The organism is Protofrankia sp. Cr1, assembly GCF_963555865.1.
Lineage (GTDB): Bacteria > Actinomycetota > Actinomycetes > Frankiales > Frankiaceae > Protofrankia.
The window spans coordinates 32835-51719 of sequence record NZ_CAUVXO010000004.1 but is presented as its reverse complement, the minus strand read 5'-3'; the positions used below and the strand labels follow the sequence as shown (position 1 = coordinate 51719).

Below are 18885 nucleotides of genomic sequence, written 5' to 3'. Positions count from 1 at the left end.
GGTGTCCTTGGAACCACCGCCGCGGGACGAGTTGACGATCAGGCTGCCGACCGGTGCGACCCGGGTCAGCGCCGCCGGTATGACCACCGCCTCCGCGCCCAGGTAGACGAAGGCGCGCAGGTCGACCGAGCACGGCTGGAAACGACCGTCGTGCCAGGTTGGATGGGTCGACAGCCGCACCAGCTCCTGGCCGATCCAGCGGCGCGGCTCAGCCAGGATGCGTCGGCGGGCGGTCGCGAGCTCAGCGGCATCCGCCCGCGGACCGATCAGTACGCCGTCCCCGCCGTACCCGTCAGCCGGCTTGATCACCAACTCGTCCAGATGATCGAGCACGTACGCGCACTGCTCGGGATCGCCGCAGACGTAGGTCATGACATCGTCGAGTACGGGTTGTTCGCCCAGGTAGTACTTGATCAGAAGTGGTACATAGGCGTAGAGCACCTTGTCGTCGGCAACACCGTTACCAGGCGCGTTCGCCAGGCTGAGCGTTCCCGCTTGAACCGCTCTGATCAGGGCCGGCCCGAGCGGCAGGCCGTCGGCGGCCACGGCGGTGGCCAGCTCGTCCTCGTCAAAACGCCGGTACAGGACGTCGACCCGCCGAGGTCGACCCCGGTCGAGACGGTGGACCACGCTGCCTGCCGGGCCGTCCTCGACGACGAGGTCGCCCGGTTCGACGAGCGCCACCCCCATCTCCTCTGCCAACAGGGCGTGCTCGAAGTGGGCCGAGTTGTCCGACCCGTCGGTGAGCACCGCGATCGTCGGCTCCCCCGTCGCCCGGGTGGGAGCGGCCGCGACGAGGGCCTCGTGCAGGAGCGCGGGTACACCGTCGAGCCCGGCAATCCCGCCGGGCGGAACCAGATCGGGCAGCACCGAGCAGGTCAGCCGCCGCCCTTCGATGGCATAGGCGACTCCGGAGGGAACCCGCAGGTTGTCCTCAAGAACGAACCAGTTCCCGTCGGCGTCGCGCACCAAGTCGATGCCGGTGACGCTGGCCCGCACGGCATCCGCGGGCACCGCGAACCCGGCGGCCCGCATACCGGGCGCGTCACGCACCGCCCAGGCCGGGACCACACCGTCGCCGACGGCCGCCTGCTCGCCATAGGCGTCGTGCAGGAAGGCCTCGAGTGCTCTGACGCGCTGCGCCAGACCCGTCCGCAGCCGCGACCAGTCCGCGGCCTCGACGATACGTGGCACCAGATCGAAGGGAAACGGCCGCGCAGCGTCCTCGCCGGTCACCCGGAACACCACCCCGCGCAGGACCTGCTCGACGCCTCGCGCCTCGGCGCGTTCGGTCAGCACCGCCGGCCCGAGACGGTCCAGGGTCCGCATCACGGTTCGGTACGGGGCACGGACCGCACCAGCGGAGTCGACCACCTCGTCGAAGCCGTCGGGGCGGTACCCGTGAAGCAGGCTCGCCTCGCCCGCGGGGGTGGACCGTGGCGTACCGGCGAGCGTGCTCGCGGGTACCGACCCAGACCCAGACGCAGACGCAGACACCGACGCCGGCGCCGGCGCCGACGCCGGCGGGGCAAGCGGAGCGTCACGCGTTTCGGCCAGGATGAGGTCCGCGACGTCGGCCAACCGCTCGCGCCGGGCGAAGGCCCGCCGCTGCCGGGCCGCGGCGCCGCCACGTCCGATCGCCTGCTGGGCGAGATCGGTCACCAACTCCCAGTCACCAGCGTGCTCCAGCTCGGCTCGGACCTCGTCCATCAGTCGGCGCAGCAGGTCGTGCGCCGGTACCGGACCCGCACCGGCCACATCGACGAGGTCGCCCTCGATCCCGGAGCGAGCCGCCCGCCAGGTGGCAGCCCGCAGCAGTTCGGTCCGTGGCGGCGGTGCCGGCGCACCGATCCCGATCGCGAGCGTGGCCCGCCGGACGAGCGCGCGGAACAGGCCGGCGATGAGGATGACGTTGTCGACGTCCGGACATGCGTCGCAGATGCGCAGTTCGACCGTGGGTAGGTGCGCCGATGGACGGACGTCGAAGTAGACCATGCCCGGATCGCTGATCACCCCGGATTTGATCAGGTCCGCGACCAGTTGATCGTATTCGGCCGCGGTGCTGAACGAACCGGCAACGCCGGCGGTCGGCCATCGTTGCCAGACCAAGGTCCGGACGCTCGCGTAGCCGCTGTCCACACCCTTCCAGTAGGGGGAACTCGCCGACAGCGCCAGCAACATCGGCAGCCACGGCGCGACCCACGCGACCACCGCCATCGCGAGGTCGCGGTCCGCGACGTCCACGTGCACCTGGGCACCGCAGATCAACTGTTCCCGGGCCAGCAGCTGATACTCGGCGAGCATCTGTTCATACCGCGGGTCGCGGCTGATCCCCAGCACGTCCGGATCGACCAGCGGAACGGTTCCCGCGGCCGCGGGACCGAGGCCGAGCGGTTGCGCGACTGCCGCGAGTTCACGCCGCAGGTCCACCAGGTCGGCACGCAGGTCGAGAAGATCGGTACAGGGACGGCTGTTGGTTTCCACCACGGACTTCAACAGCTCTGCGGCGAAGCGGTCGGCTGGAAGGCGGTCAAGGATCGCGCCGGCCCGCGGTACGAGTTGGCGGGACGCGAGATCGAGGATGTGAAACTCCTCCTCGACGCCGACAGTCGCGATTCGGTCGTCGCTCATGGACGACGACGCTACGGCCATTCGGCTACAGAAGCACGTCTCGGCCTGTCCGATCGTTGATACCGGGCAGACTTTCGGATGTGTCCACACAGGTTGGCTGCCTGTAACGGTTTCCCCGCACAACCAGGACCCCCGATACGACCGCTGAACCCGCGCCGGCACGCACGAATGTCAACGGGAACGTCGCGAACCGGCGGGAGACCGGGAAGCCAGGGCCAGTCCGAAACGGTGCGAGGAGAGGTGTCCGCATGGTCGCCATCAGTATACAACTATGACAATCAATGGCAAAATTTCGCCGTTTCGCGTCCATCTAGCCACCCCTCGTACACACCGCCCCCTTGTGATGTCACAATGCAACCTCGCCGGCACTTCTGGTGACATCGCCAGCGCCGGCAACATGATCTTCCGAATGAAGGGTGCTGACGTGCGACCACGGGAGCTTGCCCCGTCCGCCTGCAGCTGGATGTCTCTGGGGGGCCGACCGTCATGGCGTTACTGAACGCAACCGAGATCGCGACGACCGGACCGGTCAACATCTCCGCGCCGGCAAAGCCGGCAGAGGCCGCCGGCACGGGCGGAACGGTGATCGGTGAGGGCCGCATCGGCAGGCAGGTACGCGTCCCCAAGACCGCCGAGCTGGTCGCGGCGCACCTGCGGCGCCAGATAGTGCGGGGTGAACTGGTCGAAGGCGATGCTCTTCCCCCGGAAGCCGTGTTGATGGAACAGTTCGGTGTCTCGCGCCCTACGCTGCGCGAGGCGTTCCGGGTCCTGGAGTCCGAAGCGCTGATCAGCGTGCGCCGGGGCGCCCATGGCGGGGCCCGCGTCCATACACCCAACGGTGACGTGGCCGCCCGCTACGCGGCGCTGGTCCTGGAACACCGCGGCACGACCCTCGCTGACATCCACCAGGCCAGGGCCCTCATCGAGCCGCCTTGTGTCCGCCAGATCGCCGAGCGCCACACAGATGACGATCTCACCGAGCTCCGGGCGGCCCTCACTGCGGTCGAGGCCGCCGACGACAACCACAGCCAGCTACAGGCCGCGGACACCGACTTCCGCGGCCTACTGATCGAGCTCGCCGGCAACCAGACCCTGCTCGTGCTTGCCGGCATGCTCCGCCATATCGTCAGCCTCGCGCAGGGCAAGCGGATCGGTCCCCGACAACACGCCGGCCGCGCCGGCCCCGCTTGGTGCGCCTGGAGGAGCAGGTCCGGCCGGTGTGGCCAACCACCGCCCACACCGGGAGTTGGTGGCCCTGATCGAAGCCGGCCAAGCTGCCGCCGCCGAGGACCTGTGGCGGCGTCACCTCCTGGCGACAAACCTCTTCGCCGAACACGACCAGGCCACAGTCCTCGACCTGTTGGGGGGAGTTCCCACGTCCGGTAGGTAACGTCGATCAGGTGACCCGCGCCGAGACTGACTCCCTGGCCGAGGTCCTCACCCTCGACCGCATCGAAACCAACATCTTCCGCGGCTGGTCCTGGCACACCGCGCCGACCAGGGTATTCGGCGGCCATGTGGCAGCACAGGCGCTGATCGCCGCTGGTCGGACCGTCGCCGCCGATCGCCCGGTGCACTCGCTGCACGCCTATTTCCTGCTACCGGGTGATCCAACAGCGCCGATCATCTATGAGGTCGACCCGATTCGTGACGGGCGGTCCTTCACGACCCGGCGTGTGGTCGCCATCCAGCACGGCAAGGCCATCTTCAACATGTCCGCGTCGTTCCATCATACGGTGGATGGCTTCGAGCACCAGTCGGCGATGCCCCCGACACCGCTGCCCGATGACACCGCCACGCCACCCGATGAGATCTTCGCCGACAATGGGGGTGTCGAGCCGTTCTTCCTGCGCTATCTGGATGTCCTGCCGATCGCGACGAGCGCCCAGGACGGCTCCACAGAGCCGCCCGTCCTCTCCTACCTCGGGGATCCCCGTGCTCCCCACCAGCGGCGGTGGTTCCGTGCCCGGGGGGTGCTACCCGACGACCCGCTCTACCACGCCTGTGCGGTCGCATACGCCTCGGACCTCCACCTGATCACGACAACCGTGCTCCCGCATCGGACGCCGGCGGGGCCGCGAATTTCATTGGCGAGCCTGGACCACGCGATGTGGTTCCATCGACCGTTCCGCGCGGATGAATGGCTCCTCTACATCCAGGACAGTCCGTCGGCGTCCGGGGAACGTGGCTTCACTCGCGGTGAGATCTACACAACCGACGGCCGGCTCGTCGTCTCCGTTGCACAGGAGGGCCTGATGCGGCTGGCTCGCTGAGGCCGGCGCTGACCGACTGCTCCAACTTTCCGTTTTTTACCTTTTTTCAACGGCTCCGACAACAGGACGCGCGCGGCTCGCGACGTCCCGCGGTCGGAGCCGTTCGGCGTCTGCGACATGCTCTCACGCCGCCACCGACCGACGTCGACCGTGTCGACGACCCGTCGAACTTTCCGGGCGAGGCGTCATCAGGGCGTCAAAGCCGCTGGTCCCCGATTCCCGCCGGGTCGATACTCGGTTCCCTTGAGGTCTCCGGGACCCCTGCCACGCTGGAAGGATCTGCCGTGCGTGACCTGATGTTCGTCGTCCTCACCGTCGCGATATTCGCCGTGCTGGGGCTGGTCGTACGAGGGGTGGAGAAACTGTGACCGCTGAGAACCTGACCGGTTTGATCCTGGCGGTCGCGCTCACGATCTTCCTTGTCATCGCCCTTTTGTTTCCAGAGAAGTTCTAACCTGACCAACGGCGACGCACCGCGGGTCCATCATGGATCTCCCCGGTGCCGCCGGCGGCCGCAAGGGGTTGCGCAATGAACACCACGACGGCGGGGATTATCTTCGTCGCCACCCTCGCCATCGCGCTGGGTCTGACCTACCGGCCGTTTGGCGACTATATGGCCCGAGTTTATACGACCGGGCATCATCTGCGGGCCGAAAAGGTGATCTATCGGGTGGTCGGCGTCGATCCAGACGCCGAGCAGCGATGGAGCACCTATCTGCGCAGTGTGCTCGCCTTCTCCTTTGTTTCCGTGCTGTTCCTGTACGCATTTCTTCGGCTACAGGGCCATCTGCTGCTCAGCCTCGGTTTCGCCGGGATGGAACAGGGGCAGGCATTCAACACGGCAACCAGCTTCGTCACGAACACCAACTGGCAGTCGTACTCGGGTGAGTCGACGCTCGGTTATCTCGTACAGATGTCCGGGCTCGCGGTACAGAACTTCACCAGCGCGGCGGTCGGCATCGCGGTGGCGATCGCGCTGGTCCGCGGCTTCGCCCGCAGCCGTACCGACCAGCTCGGCAACTTCTGGGTGGACCTCATCCGCACCGTCGTCCGCATCCTGCTCCCGATCTGTGTGATCGGCGCGGTCGTACTGATCGCGGGTGGGGTCGTCCAGAACTTCCACCACGTCCAGACGGTCACGACCATCGCCGGTGGTAATCAGTCGGTGACCGGCGGACCGGTCGCGAGCCAGGAAATCATCAAGGAGTTCGGGACGAACGGTGGCGGCTTCTACAACGCCAACTCCGCGCACCCCTTCGAGAACCCGACGAACTGGACCAACTGGCTGCAGATCTACCTGCTGCTGTCGATCGGTTTCTCGCTGCCGCGGACCTTCGGGAAGATGGTCGGTGACACCCGTCAGGGCCTGGCGATCGTCTCCGTCATGGTCGTGCTCGCACTGGCCAGCATGTTCCTGGTGAACGGTCTGCAGATGGCCCATCACGGCACGGTCCCCACCGCTGTGGGCGCGTCGGTCGAAGGCACCGAGACACGTTTCGGCATACCCGACTCGGCAACCTTCGCATCCGCGACGACGCTGACCTCGACCGGCGCGGTGAATTCCTTTCATGACTCCTACACGAGCCTCGGCGGCGCGGTCCTGTTGCTGAACATGATGCTCGGGGAGATCGCTCCGGGCGGTACCGGATCGGGCCTGTACGGCATCCTCATTCTCGCGGTGCTCGCCGTGTTCATCGGTGGCCTGATGATCGGACGAACGCCGGAGTACCTCGGCAAGAAAATCTCCGGCCGGGAGGTGAAGTTCGCCTCCCTCTACATTCTGACCACACCGACGTTCGTCCTGGTGGTCACGGCACTGGCGATGGCCCTGCCCGGCGAGCGGGCCACGATGCTGAACTCCGGCGCCCACGGATTGTCCGAGGTACTGTACGCGGCGACGTCCGCGGGGAACAACAACGGGTCCGCATTCGCGGGCATCTCGGTGAACACGACGTGGTGGAACACGGCGCTGGGTATATCCATGCTCGCCGCGCGCTTCCTGCCGATGGTGTTCGCGCTCGGACTGGCGGGCAGTCTGGCCCGGCAGAAACCCGTTCCCGCGTCGGCCGGCACGCTGCCCACCCACCGGCCGTTGTTCGTCGGCCTGGTGACAGGCGTGGCAATCATCGTCGTCGCGCTGACCTACTTCCCGGCTATTGCGCTCGGACCGTTGGCGGAAGGTCTCCACTAGGCCATGAGGAATACAGATGCCACGACCACTGTGAACAGAAACTCCGCGGATCCGGCGCAGGATCCGGACACCACCCGATCGGCCCGGCGGGTCCAGGGTGGCCTGCTCGACCCCAGGATGCTCTGGCGCTCGGCTCCGGACGCCATCAGAAAGCTGAACCCGACCACCCTGTGGCGTAACCCGGTCATGTTCATCGTCGAGATCGGCGCCGTGTTCACCACGGTGCTGGCGATCCGCGACCCCAGCACGTTCGCCTGGCTGATCGTCATCTGGTTGTGGCTGACCGGACTGTTCGCGAACCTGGCCGAAGCGGTTGCCGAAGGCCGAGGAAAGGCACAGGCCGACGCGCTGCGCAAGGCGAAGACGGACACCGTTGCCCGCCGACTGATCGACTGGAAGCCCGGCACGGACCTCGGCACGGCCCGGATCGAGCGGGTACCCGCGCCGAGCCTGCTCAAGGGCGATCGGGTGGTGGTCGAAGCAGGCGAGTTCATCCCCGGTGACGGTGACGTCATCGACGGCATCGCGAGCGTCGACGAGTCCGCCATCACCGGCGAGTCCGCGCCGGTGATCCGCGAGTCAGGTGGCGACCGGTCCGCGGTGACCGGTGGTACCCGGGTGCTGTCCGACCAGATCATCATAGAGATCACCCAGCGGCCTGGCGAGAGTTTCATCGACCGAATGATCTCTCTCGTGGAGGGGGCGAACCGGCAGAAGACGCCGAACGAGATCGCGCTCAACATCCTGCTGGCGTCTTTGACCATCATCTTCCTGCTCGCGGTCGCGACCCTGCAGCCGTTGGCTATCTTCTCGAAGGCTCAGCAGCCGGGTATCCCCGACAGCGCCGCCCTGAACGCCAACGGCGTCACCGGGATCGTGCTGGTGTCGCTGGTGGTCTGTCTGATCCCGACGACGATCGGCGCTCTGCTCTCGGCGATCGGCATCGCGGGCATGGACAGGCTGGTGCAACGCAACGTGCTCGCCATGAGTGGTCGCGCCGTCGAGGCGGCCGGCGACGTCAACACGCTGCTGCTGGACAAGACCGGGACAATCACTTTGGGCAACCGTGAGGCGCGCGCCTTCATCCCGGTCGGGGACGTGGACGAGCAGGTGCTCGCCGATGCCGCGCAGCTGTCCTCACTCGCCGACGAGACCCCCGAGGGCCGCTCCATCGTGGTCTTCGCCAAGAGCACCTACGGTCTGCGCGAGCGCACCCCGGGCGAGCTGTCCACCGCCACGTTCGTACCGTTCACCGCGCAGACCAGAATGTCCGGTGTCAACCTGGAGGGCCAAAGGGCGTGCGACGATCGTCAGATCGCGCGCCCGGAGGCCGCAGTCCCCCGAGGACTTTCAGGCGGCGGACCGGATGCCGGCGGTGGGCGCCAGATCCGCAAGGGCGCGGCAACGGCGGTACTGACGTGGGTCCGCAACCATGGTGGGCCGGTGCCCGACGGCACGGGCGAGGTTGTCGACGGCATCGCCGCGTCCGGCGGGACACCGCTGGTTGTCGGTGAGGTGACCGACAGCTCGGCCGGGGACGCCGGCTCCGGCCCGACGGCGCGGGTCCTCGGCGTGATCCAGCTCAAGGACGTCGTCAAGTCCGGCATGCGGGAACGCTTCGACGAGATGCGCAGCATGGGTATCCGCACCGTCATGATCACTGGTGACAACCCGCTGACCGCGAAGGCGATCGCCGACGAGGCGGGTGTGGATGACTTCCTGGCCGAAGCGACCCCCGAAGACAAGCTCGCCCTGATCAAACGGGAGCAGGAGGGCGGCAAGCTCGTCGCGATGACCGGGGACGGAACCAACGACGCCCCCGCCCTCGCCCAGGCCGACGTCGGCGTTGCCATGAACACCGGCACGTCCGCGGCCAAGGAAGCCGGAAACATGGTCGATCTCGACAGCAACCCGACGAAGCTCATCGAGATCGTCGAGATCGGCAAGCAGCTGCTCATCACCCGTGGAGCACTCACCACCTTCTCGATCGCCAACGACGTCGCCAAGTACTTCGCGATCATCCCGGCGATGTTCGCGGCGGTGTACCCGGGGCTGGACAAACTGAACATCATGCGACTGCACAGCCCGCAGTCCGCGATCCTGTCCGCGGTCATCTTCAACGCACTGATCATCATTGCGCTGATCCCGCTGGCCCTGCGTGGTGTGCGTTACACGCCGGGCAACGCGGCGACGATGCTGCGCCGCAACCTCTACATCTACGGACTGGGCGGCCTGGTCATCCCGTTCCTCGGGATCAAGCTGATCGACCTGGTCATCCAGTTCATCCCCGGAATTCGGTGATCACAGTGGTCTCGTCACGCATGCCCGGCTCGCTCCGACACCTGTTCGCAGCCGTGCGCGTACTCCTGGTACTCACGGTGATTACCGGCATCGCCTATCCACTGGCGATCACCGCAATCGCCCAGCTACCCGGCCTCAAGCACCGGGCGGACGGCTCGATGATCAAAGCTGCGGACGGCCACGTCGTCGGTTCGTCGCTGATCGGCCAGTTGTTCACCGACTCGAACGGCAACCCGATCCCGACGTACTTCCAGTCCCGTCCGTCCGCGGCGGGCGAGGGCTACGACCCCACCGCGACATCCGCGTCCAACCTCGGTCCGGAAAGCGTCACCGACGCCCTCGACGACCCGGCCACCAAGGACGACGAGAGCAAACAGAGCCTGCTCACCCAGGTGTGCAGCCGCAGCAAGGCCGTCGGTGACCTCGAAGGCGTCGACGGCCGGCGTCCCTACTGCACGGCCGGAGGCGTCGGCGCGGTCCTGTCGGTGTTCTACCGTGACCCCGGCTATGCGGGGCCGATCACCAAGGTCGTCAGCGTGAACGAGCAGTGTCCGGCCGGGCCGTTCCTCGCCACCTACGAAGGGATTGCGGTCCAATGCGCGACGTACGGTGACGACTATGCCGCGGGGAAGCAGGTTCTCGTGCCCGGCCCGGGCAATGCGGCGGGCAACCCGGTGCCGCCCGATGCCGTGACAGCCTCCGGTAGCGGTCTGGACCCGGGCATCTCCCCCGCCTACGCCGACCTGCAGGTGGCCCGGGTCGCCAAGGCCCGTGGGCTCGACCCGACAGTCGTCCGCAGGCTCGTCGACGACCATGTCACCCACCGGGCGCTCGGCTTCCTCGGCGAGCCGACCGTCAACGTCGTCGAGCTCAATCTCGCCCTGGACAAACTGCGTACGAGCTGACCGCAGGGATGGCTGGGTCACGAAACCCGGGCCGGGGACGGCTACGGGTCTACCTTGGAGCGGCCCCCGGGGTCGGGAAAACGTACGCGATGCTGGACGAGGCCCACCGCCGGGCCGCGCGGGGAACCGACGTGGTGGTGGGCCTCGTCGAGACCCACGGGCGGGTCCACACCGCGAACCTGCTGGGCGGTCTGGAGATCGTCCAGCCACGGGCGGTGGCGTACCGGGACCGGACCTTCCCGGAGCTGGACCTCGACGCCCTGCTCGCCAGGCGCCCGCAGGTCGCGCTCGTCGACGAGCTCGCCCACACCAACATCCCCGGCAGCCGTCACGAGAAGCGCTGGCAGGACGTCGAGGAGCTGCTCGACGCCGGCATCGACGTGCTGTCCACCGTCAACGTCCAGCATCTGGAGTCGCTCAACGACGTCGTCGAGGCGATCACCGGGGTGGCCCAACGGGAAACCGTCCCCGACGAGGTCGTGCGCCGCGCCGACCAGGTCGAGCTCGTCGACATGGCGCCGGAGGCGCTGCGCCGCCGGATGGCGCACGGCAACGTCTACGACCCAGGGAAAATCGACGCCGCACTCGGGAACTACTTCCGGATCGGCAACCTCACGGCGCTGCGCGAACTGGCACTGCTGTGGATGGCCGGCAAGGTCGACGAACAGCTCGACACCTACCGTGCCGAGCACGGCATCTCCCGCCGGTGGGAAACCCGCGAACGGGTCGTCGTCGCTCTCACCGGCGGATCCGAAGGCGAAACCCTCATCCGGCGCGGCGCCCGCATCGCCACGCGCGCCGGCGGCGAACTGCTCGCTGTCCACGTCACCCGCAGCGACGGTCTGATCAGCGCGTCCGCGCAGACACTGCAACAGCAACGCGAGTTGGTCGAAAGCCTCGGCGGCAGCTACCACCAGGTCATCGGGCACAGCATCGCGGCAGCCCTGCTGGCGTTCGCCCGCGGCGAGAATGCGAGCCAGCTTGTGCTCGGCGCGAGCCGGCGCAGCTGGCTTGGCACCGTTCTCGGCGGCCGGGGGGTGGCGGCCGAGGTCATCCGCAGCTCCGGGAAGATCGACGTCCACATGATCCCACACGACCGGGCGGGCAGAACCTACCACGGGCTACCGGAGCTCACCGGTGGACTCACCCCCCGACGCCGGATCATCGGGGCGGCCCTCGCCGCGGTCGGCCTGCCCGCTCTCACCGTGGCGCTCACCCGGCTGCGGGGCGACGTCGACCTGGCCGGTGACCTGCTGCTCTACCTCACCATGATCGTCAATGTCGCGGTTGTCGGAGGCCTGTACCCGGCGCTGTTCGCAGCGGTCGGTGCGAGTCTGCTCGCCGACTGGTTCTTCACAGATCCGCCGCACACGCTCTATATGCGCAACACGGAGAACATCCTCGCGCTTGGCGTGTTCGTGGTGGTCGCCACCGCCGTGAGCGTCATTGTCGACATCGCCGCCCGCCGCACCCGGGACGCGGCACGGGCCCGCGCCGAGGCGGACACACTGTCCACCCTGTCCGGTAGCCTCGTCGCGGGGCAGGACGCCGTGTCCGCGGTGCTCGACCGGGTCCGCGAGACGTTCGGGATGACATCGGCCACGCTGCTCGAGCGGCAGGACACCGGGCTCTCCCGGGCGGGCGACACCTGGGTGGTGGTCGGTGTCAGCGGCCCCGACCCGTGCCCGACACCGCAGGCTGCCGACACCGAGATTCCCATCCGCGCGGATCTGCACCTGGCGTTGCGCGGCCGGGTCGTGGCGGGATCGGACCGCAGTGTGCTGACCGCGTTCGCCGCCCAAGCCGCCGTCGCGTTGGACCGCCACCGGCTCGCCGCCCAGGCTGCCGACGCCGCTGACCTGGCCGAAACCGACCGCACCCGCACCGCCCTGCTGGGCGCGGTCAGCCACGACCTGCGCAGTCCCCTGGCATCGGCGAAGGCCGCTGTGTCCAGCCTGCGGGCCTCCGACGTCTTCTGGACCCGCCAGGAACAGACCGATCTGCTCGCCACCGCCGACGAAAGCCTCGACCGACTGACCCGACTGGTCGAAAACCTCCTGGACATGAGCCGTCTGCAGGCCGGCGCGCTGGCGGTGTCCAGGCAGCGGGTCGGGCTCGACGAGATCGTCCCGCGCGCACTCGACGAGCTCGGCCCGAGCGGGCACAGCATCGAAGTCGATCTACCTGAGACGCTCCCCGAAGTCAACGCCGACCCGCCCCTGCTCGAACGGGTCATCGCCAACCTGGTGGCCAACGCCGTCCGCCACTCCCCGGCTGGCCAGCCACCCCTGATCACCGCCAGCGCCCTCGGTGACCGGGTCGAACTACGCGTCATCGACCGTGGCCACGGCATCCCCGAAGCCGACCACGAACGCGTCTTCGCCCCGTTCCAGCGCCTGGGCGACCGGGACAACACCACCGGCGTCGGGCTCGGCCTCGCCCTGTCGCGCGGGCTCACCGAAGCGATGGACGGGCAGCTCACGCCCGAGGAAACCCCTGGGGGAGGACTTACCATGGTGCTGTCACTGCCCGCCGCGCCGCCCTACACCGCACTGTCGGATAGTTCGGATAGTTCGGATAGTGAGGTATGACGCGCATCCTGATCGTCGACGACGACATGCAGATCCTGCGCGCACTGCGCATCACCCTGCACGCCCGCGGCTACGACGTCACCACCGCCGTCGCAGGCCGCCAGGCTCTCGCCGCCGCGCAGACCGGCCGGCCCGACATCGTCCTGCTCGACCTGGGCCTGCCCGACATCGACGGAACCGAGGTCATCCACGCCCTACGCGGGTGGACCAGCACGCCGATCATCGTGCTGTCCGGCCGTGCCGGCAGCGCGGACAAGATCGGCGCACTCGACGCCGGCGCCGACGACTACGTCACCAAACCCTTCCGCGTCGACGAGCTCCTCGCCCGACTACGTGCGGTGGCCCGCCGAACGCCGACGGCCACAGAGACGCCCACGGCAACGGTCGGCGCCTACATCATCGACCTGGGCGCCCGACAGGTCACCCGTCGGCCCGGCGGCGTTGGCGGCGTTGGCGGCGTTGGCGGCGTTGGCGGCGACGAGGATGCCGACAGCCCCGAGCGCACCGGCCCGGTAACCATCCGGCTCACCCCCACCGAATGGCACCTGCTCGACGTCCTGCTCCGCAACCCCGAGAAGCTGATCACCTATCGGCAGCTTCTCCCCCACACCGGCGGACCCTCTCCCAAGGAACAAAGCCACTACCTGCGCGAGTACATGGGACGACTGCGCCGCAAACTTGAGCCGACCCCCGCGCGCCCCCGCCACTTCATCACCGAACCCGGCATGGGTTACCGGTTCCAGCCCTGACCACCCCACGATGAAGGTCTTCGCGGCACTTGATGTATCTACATAATGTAGGTACGTTCGACGCGTGGAAACCATCGGACTACGAGAACTCAATCAGAACCCTTCCAAGGCAGTGGCCCTGGTGCGCTCCGGAGTCTCGATCGTTGTCACGGACCGCGGCAAGCCGGTACTACGTATGGTGCCCGAGGTCGAGCAGCCGGGCGCTCTTCAGCGGATGGTCGCCACCGGCGACGCCAGCGCCCCCGCCGAGCGGGGCATGCCGGATGTGATCCCCGATCTGGTGCCAGCCGTCGAGAGCCTGGCCGAGATCCTCGTCGCGGACCGGGACCGGGAGCGCAGTCGTTGATCTATTTCGACGCCTGCGCCCTGCTGAAGTTCATCAAGCAGGAGAGGGAGACCGCGGCGCTGCGGACCTGGCGTGGGTTGCTTGCGGAAGGGACCGAACTGGTCACCAGCGGACTGACCCAGCTGGAGATCACCCGTACCTTGTTACGCGCGGGTGCCGACCACCAGCGGGTGCCCTATTTCCTGGGCCAGGCCCTGCGAGGCGTGTATCTCGTGGACGTCACCAGCACCGTGCTCGCCCGCGCCATTGCCTACCGCGTTGCGAGGTTGGGTTCGCTTGACGCCATCCACCTGGCCAGCGCGGACCCGTTCCGCAGCGAGCTGACCGACTTCGTGACCTACGACCGGGAGCTGGCCGCCGCCGCCACTGATCTCGGCTTCCCGGTGAGCGCACCATCCTGGCCGGAAGCGTCGGTAGAAAGCGCCGTTATGGTGACGAAAACTACCTAAGCCTCGTGTCGCCGACGGCCGGGCGTAGGTAGAAACGGCGGCTATGGCAACTTTTTCCACCGACCCCTCCGCAGGGACGCACGCACGCGTGACGCAGAGCCCAGCCGGTCGGCGAGTCAGCCCGCGGCGACCGTAGCGGGAACCGGCTGCTGGACCGACCATGCGGCGGGCAGCGACAACACCATCGTGAGCCCGCCGCCGGGGGTGTCGTCCGTGGTCAGCGAACCACCCATGGCCTCGGTCAGGCCACGGGACAACGCGAGGCCCAGGCCGACGCCGGTGGCGTTGTCCCGGTCACCGAGACGCTGGAAGGGTTGGAAGACCCGGTCCCGGTTCTCCGCCGGGATGCCCGGCCCGCGGTCGATGACGCGAATTTCGACCCGATCAGCGAGCGCGCTCGCGGTGATGACCGGATGGGTCCCCTCGGGGGAGTGCCGTTGTGCGTTGGAGACGAGGTTGACCAGCACCCGCTCGAGGAGCGCGGGGTCTGCATGGATGTCGGGCAGATCGTCGGGCACCTGGATCTCCACGCTGCGAGCCGGCGGGCCGAGCTCGTCGAGGGCGTGTGGGATGACGTCGTCGACGCCGACCGGCCGGGGGAAGACGCTGAGCGCGCCAGCCTGCAGCCGGCTCATGTCGAGGAGGTTGTCGACAAGGCGGGTGAGCTTGTCCATGGACTCATCGGCAGTCGCGAGCAGCTCCGCCTGTTCGGCCTCGGTCCAGCGGATGTCCCGCCCGCGCAGCCCGGAAATGGCGGCCTTGGCCGAGGCGAGCGGTGTGCGCAGATCATGGCTGACCGCGGTGAGCAGAGCGGTACGTACCCGGTCGGCCTCAGCCAGCGGGCCGGCCTCGGCGGCGGCTTCGGTGAGGCGGCGCTGTTCCAGTGCGAGCGCGGCCTGCGCGGCGAACGCGGCGAGTATCCGACGGTCCGCGGCGGGCAGTGGCCGTCCGCGCAGTACAAGAGCGAGGTTGTCCCCGACGGGGACGTCCACGTCACCGGCTTCGGGCCGGGTGCACGGATCAGTCCCGATGCTGTGAACGACCCGCCACTCGCGGGCGCTACCGCTGTCGCGGCCGGCGCCGGAGTGCTGCTCGGAGCGTTCCAGGAGGGTGGCGGCCGTCATCCCGAAGGTCTCCCGCACCCGTTCGAGCAGCGCCGGAAGCGCATCCTCGCCACGCAGGACGCTGCCGGCGAGTACGGACAGGGTCGCGGCCTCGGCGGAGGCCCGCGCCGCCAGGGCGTACCGGCGTGCGGCGAGGTCCACAACCCTGCTGACCATGATCCCGACGAGCACGAACGCGGCGAGCGCGAAGGTATTGTTACGTTCGGCGATCGTCCAACGGTGCACGGGAGCCGTGAAGTAGTAGTTCAGCAACAGGGAACTCGCGACCGCGGCGAACAGCGCGGGCCAGAATCCACCGACCAGCGCGACGATCACTACCGCCAGCAGGTAGGCAAGAGCGTCGGTTGTGAGGTTGAGCGACTCACGCGAGATCGCCAGGACCACGGTGAGCAACGGGAGAAGACCGACCGCCAGCGCAGTCGCGATCAAGCGGCGTCGCGGCGTCAGGCCGTGCGTGAGCCGCGGCAGCCGCCAGCCACTACCGACCTCCTCATGGGTGACCATGTGGACGTCGATCGACCCGGACAGCTTGGTCGTGGTGACCCCGATACCGGGGCTGAACATCTGGGCGAGGCTGCCGCGCCGGCTGGCACCGAGCACCAGCTGGGTCGCGTTCTCCGCGCGGGCGAAGTCGAGCAGCGCGGTGGGGACATCCTCGCCGATCACCTGGTGGTAGGTGCCTCCCAGGCTCTCCACCAGCGCCCGCTGCCGGGCCAGTGCCTGCGGGTTCGCGCCGGTCAGGCCGTCCGACCGGGCCACGTGGATGGCGAGCAGATCAGAGCCCTTGCTGCGGTCCGCGATCCGGACGGCCCGGCGGATCAGGGTGTCCCCCTCGGGTCCACCGGTGAGAGCGACGACCACGCGTTCACGGGTTTCCCAGGTCCCCGCTATGCCGTGTTCGGCGCGGTACCGGTCGAGCTGCTCGTCCACCTTGTCAGCTACCCACAGTAGCGCTATCTCGCGCAGAGCGGTCAGATTGCCAACCCGGAAGTAGTTCGACAGTGCGGCGTCGATCTTCTCCGGAGCGTAGACGTTGCCGTGCGCCATCCGACGGCGCAGCGCCTCCGGGGCCATGTCGACCAGCTCCACCTGGTCGGCATCCCGGACGACGTCATCGGGCACGGTCTCCCGCTGGGCCACCCCGGTGATCGTCTCAACCACATCGTTGAGTGAATCCATGTGCTGGATGTTCACGTTGGAGATGACGTCGATACCAGCGTCAAGGAGCTCGTGGACGTCCTGCCAGCGCTTGGCGTTGCGGCTGCCGGGGACGTTGGTGTGCGCGAGCTCGTCGACGAGGGCGACCGCGGGCCTGCGGGCCAGCACAGCGTCAACATCCATCTCGGTGAACACCGCGTCCCGGTAGGAGATCTCCTTTCGCGGGACGACCTCCAGCCCTTCCAGCAACGCCGCCGTCTTCGGCCGGCCGTGGGTCTCGACGAAACCGACGACCACATCGGTTCCCCGATCGCGGCGCCGGTGCGCCTCGTCCAGAGCAGCGTAGGTCTTACCGACGCCTGGCGCGGCACCAAGGTAGACACGCAAGGTTCCCCGAGTCACGACACCCATCGTGCGCCATCAGGCGTGCGCGCCGCGAGGGACGGCCGACATATGCACAGCGTAACGGTGACCGCACATACATTCACACTGGCATCACAACTCAACGCCTGACACACAGTCCGCACGCCGCAGACACCCTCCGGAGCCGCAACCAGCGAACGGGCCCATGTGGTGGAGAAGGTCAGTGATCTGCGCAATAGGGGAACTCAAACGACGAACAGGCCATTACCGTAGCGGGCATGCCGCAAGCAGGACTTGCCTGGCAGACACTGCACGATGCCGGCGCACTCGCACTGGTCGACACCGCGTCCCACCGGGCCGCCGCCGTCGCGCGACCGTGCACGCCCGAGCTGGGCATCACCGACATCGTGGAAGCCGAACGCCTAGTCCAGGCCTGGGCGGAGACATCCACACGAGGAGAGGCCGAGGATGCACTGGCGGGACGGCTCGCAGCCGACCCCGCGAGACTCCTGCGGTCACTGAGCTGGCTGCTCGCGATGTGGGCGGTGACGCTGCATCTGCGAACCGGTGAACAACCACACGCGGTCATCCGGTCGTTGACCTACCGCGGCGTCTGGCGCAGCGCCGAGGCACCTCAATGCGAGGGCGTCTGGGAATCGCTCAGCCAACGGGTCCGCATCGGCGCGCTGGCCGCGCTGACCGGGGACTCCGACGCCGCGAACGCGTTCCGGCTGGCAATCTGCCAGCCGTCCGGAATCGCTGAAGTGCTGCTGTACCACGCACTGTCGGTCATGGCCGACCTCGCCCGCAACATGCATGCCATCGGTGTCGACCCGACCGATCTGGCCCGCACCCTCGCCGCGTACACCACCGAGCCGGCCGCCATCCAGCCGGCGTCCTTCCGCCCGCTGAGCTGACCCGGCCCACAGACAGGACCCCCAGCCGCCGGGATGTGATCGGCGTGGGCGACTCAGACACCGTGCCGGCGCCATGGGACAGTTGGATGTCCGGTGTGGCGGCGACTGGGAGTGGCGAGTGACCGTGGGAATACGGACGGAGGTGCCCGTCACGTCTGTGCCCGGGCGTCGCCTGCGCGCACTGGAGATCGTCGAGGCGGCGGTTCTCGTCGACCTGGTGATCGCGATCTGCCTGGTGGCGCGTTTCCTTCCACTCGGCTGGTTGCTCACGATCCCCGCGGCGGTTCCGGCGGCGGTACTGGCTGCACGCTGGCGACTGCGGGCGGGGATCGCCGCGATCTTCGCCGCCATGGCCGTAGCCGTCCTCATCGGCGGCACCGGGTTCGCCATCACCATCACCTCCTGCATGATGACCGGGACGCTGCTGGGCACCGCCCACCGCCGGGGGTGGGGTCTCCTACGCACGGCGGCTGCGGCCGTCGGTGTGCTGTGGGTGCCGGTCGCCCTTGTCATGGACGCGGTGTTCGGCGTTCTCACCGAGCTGCGCACACTGGTCCTCGCCGAGATCGTCAACAGCTGGGACGGCGCCCGGACCAGCATCGGACGGCTCGGGATGGCGCCGGACAACCCCGGGCTGGCGGCCGCTGACTCGGTCGTCCGCTGGGGCGCGACGCACTGGTGGGCACTCCTACCGACCGCGCTGCTGGCGAACACCGCGGTCAACGTGCTCGCCACCGTGCTGGTCACCCGCCCGGTACTGCGTCACCTCGCCGCCGGCGCGCCATCGGCGCGGACCGACCATCCCAACCCCCCGGCGTGGCTCCCCGCCGGACGGCGGTCTGCGCCGGCGCAGCCGGATCCGCACGCCCGTCCGCAACAGCCAGACC

Annotated in this window: 14 protein-coding genes; 12 read left to right on the top strand and 2 right to left on the bottom strand. The window is 68.3% G+C overall.

The window, feature by feature from the left end; all coding sequences use genetic code 11:
- A partial coding sequence (locus U9980_RS01310) for a carboxylate--amine ligase/circularly permuted type 2 ATP-grasp protein (RefSeq protein ID WP_322766328.1) occupies positions 1-2631 on the bottom strand: 2631 nt, incomplete at its 3' end.
- Positions 2632-3117: 486 nt separating this feature from the next.
- Between U9980_RS01310 and U9980_RS01305 the strand changes: the two genes are divergently transcribed.
- The 10 genes from U9980_RS01305 (at position 3118) to U9980_RS01260 (ending at position 14436) form a co-directional block, all read left to right on the top strand.
- Positions 3118-4017, top strand: coding sequence for a FadR/GntR family transcriptional regulator (locus U9980_RS01305; protein WP_322766327.1), 900 nt, complete (start codon positions 3118-3120; stop codon positions 4015-4017).
- Positions 4018-4031: 14 nt separating this feature from the next.
- On the top strand, positions 4032-4904 hold the full coding sequence (locus U9980_RS01300) for an acyl-CoA thioesterase II (RefSeq protein ID WP_322766326.1): 873 nt from the start codon (positions 4032-4034) through the stop codon (positions 4902-4904).
- 364 nt (positions 4905-5268) lie between these two features.
- A complete protein-coding gene (kdpF, locus tag U9980_RS01295) occupies positions 5269-5358 on the top strand; it encodes a K(+)-transporting ATPase subunit F (RefSeq protein WP_322747372.1) in 90 nt (29 codons plus the stop codon).
- 75 nt (positions 5359-5433) lie between these two features.
- Positions 5434-7095 carry a potassium-transporting ATPase subunit KdpA gene (kdpA, locus tag U9980_RS01290; protein WP_322766325.1) on the top strand — a complete coding sequence of 554 codons (1662 nt, stop codon included), beginning with the start codon at positions 5434-5436 and terminating at the stop codon, positions 7093-7095.
- A gap of 117 nt (positions 7096-7212) precedes the next feature.
- On the top strand, positions 7213-9396 hold the full coding sequence (kdpB, locus tag U9980_RS01285) for a potassium-transporting ATPase subunit KdpB (RefSeq protein ID WP_416210108.1): 2184 nt from the start codon (positions 7213-7215) through the stop codon (positions 9394-9396).
- A 20-nt stretch (positions 9397-9416) separates the two neighbouring features.
- Entirely contained in the window at positions 9417-10301 is an 885-nt protein-coding gene (locus U9980_RS01280; protein ID WP_322766323.1) for a potassium-transporting ATPase subunit C, read from the top strand.
- Positions 10302-10309: 8 nt separating this feature from the next.
- A complete protein-coding gene (locus U9980_RS01275) occupies positions 10310-12892 on the top strand; it encodes a sensor histidine kinase KdpD (RefSeq protein WP_322766322.1) in 2583 nt (860 codons plus the stop codon).
- The gene (locus U9980_RS01270) at positions 12889-13641 is read left to right on the top strand and encodes a response regulator (protein WP_322766321.1); all 753 of its coding nucleotides are present in this window, start codon (positions 12889-12891) and stop codon (positions 13639-13641) included. The genes U9980_RS01275 and U9980_RS01270 overlap by 4 nt, the downstream gene beginning before the upstream one ends.
- Positions 13642-13705: 64 nt before the next feature.
- A complete protein-coding gene (locus U9980_RS01265) occupies positions 13706-13987 on the top strand; it encodes a type II toxin-antitoxin system Phd/YefM family antitoxin (protein ID WP_322751780.1) in 282 nt (93 codons plus the stop codon).
- On the top strand, positions 13984-14436 hold the full coding sequence (locus U9980_RS01260; protein WP_322766320.1) for a type II toxin-antitoxin system VapC family toxin: 453 nt from the start codon (positions 13984-13986) through the stop codon (positions 14434-14436). The genes U9980_RS01265 and U9980_RS01260 overlap by 4 nt, the downstream gene beginning before the upstream one ends.
- A gap of 116 nt (positions 14437-14552) precedes the next feature.
- On the opposite strand, the gene U9980_RS01255 is transcribed toward U9980_RS01260, so the two are convergent.
- Positions 14553-17129 (bottom strand): sensor histidine kinase KdpD, encoded by a 2577-nt coding sequence (locus U9980_RS01255; RefSeq protein WP_322766319.1) that lies wholly within the window; start codon positions 17127-17129, stop codon positions 14553-14555.
- Positions 17130-17359: 230 nt separating this feature from the next.
- Between U9980_RS01255 and U9980_RS01250 the strand changes: the two genes are divergently transcribed.
- Both U9980_RS01250 and U9980_RS01245 read left to right on the top strand, forming a co-directional pair.
- Entirely contained in the window at positions 17360-17998 is a 639-nt protein-coding gene (locus U9980_RS01250) for a hypothetical protein (RefSeq protein ID WP_322766318.1), read from the top strand.
- Positions 17999-18140: 142 nt separating this feature from the next.
- Positions 18141-18885, top strand: a 745-nt coding sequence (locus U9980_RS01245) for a DUF2232 domain-containing protein (RefSeq protein WP_322766317.1), incomplete at its 3' end; no start/stop codon positions are given.

Excerpts from the sequence above, each read along its gene's own strand:
- U9980_RS01305 (WP_322766327.1), top strand. The coding sequence starts at position 3,118 with ATGGCGTTACTGAACGCAACCGAGATCGCGACGACCGGACCGGTCAAC.
- kdpA (WP_322766325.1), top strand. The coding sequence starts at position 5,434 with ATGAACACCACGACGGCGGGGATTATCTTCGTCGCCACCCTCGCCATC.
- U9980_RS01250 (WP_322766318.1), top strand. The coding sequence starts at position 17,360 with ATGCCGCAAGCAGGACTTGCCTGGCAGACACTGCACGATGCCGGCGCA.
- U9980_RS01275 (WP_322766322.1), top strand. The coding sequence starts at position 10,310 with ATGGCTGGGTCACGAAACCCGGGCCGGGGACGGCTACGGGTCTACCTT.
- U9980_RS01270 (WP_322766321.1), top strand. The coding sequence starts at position 12,889 with ATGACGCGCATCCTGATCGTCGACGACGACATGCAGATCCTGCGCGCA.
- U9980_RS01280 (WP_322766323.1), top strand. The coding sequence starts at position 9,417 with ATGCCCGGCTCGCTCCGACACCTGTTCGCAGCCGTGCGCGTACTCCTG.
- kdpB (WP_416210108.1), top strand. The coding sequence starts at position 7,213 with ATGCTCTGGCGCTCGGCTCCGGACGCCATCAGAAAGCTGAACCCGACC.
- U9980_RS01255 (WP_322766319.1), bottom strand. The coding sequence starts at position 17,129 with ATGGGTGTCGTGACTCGGGGAACCTTGCGTGTCTACCTTGGTGCCGCG.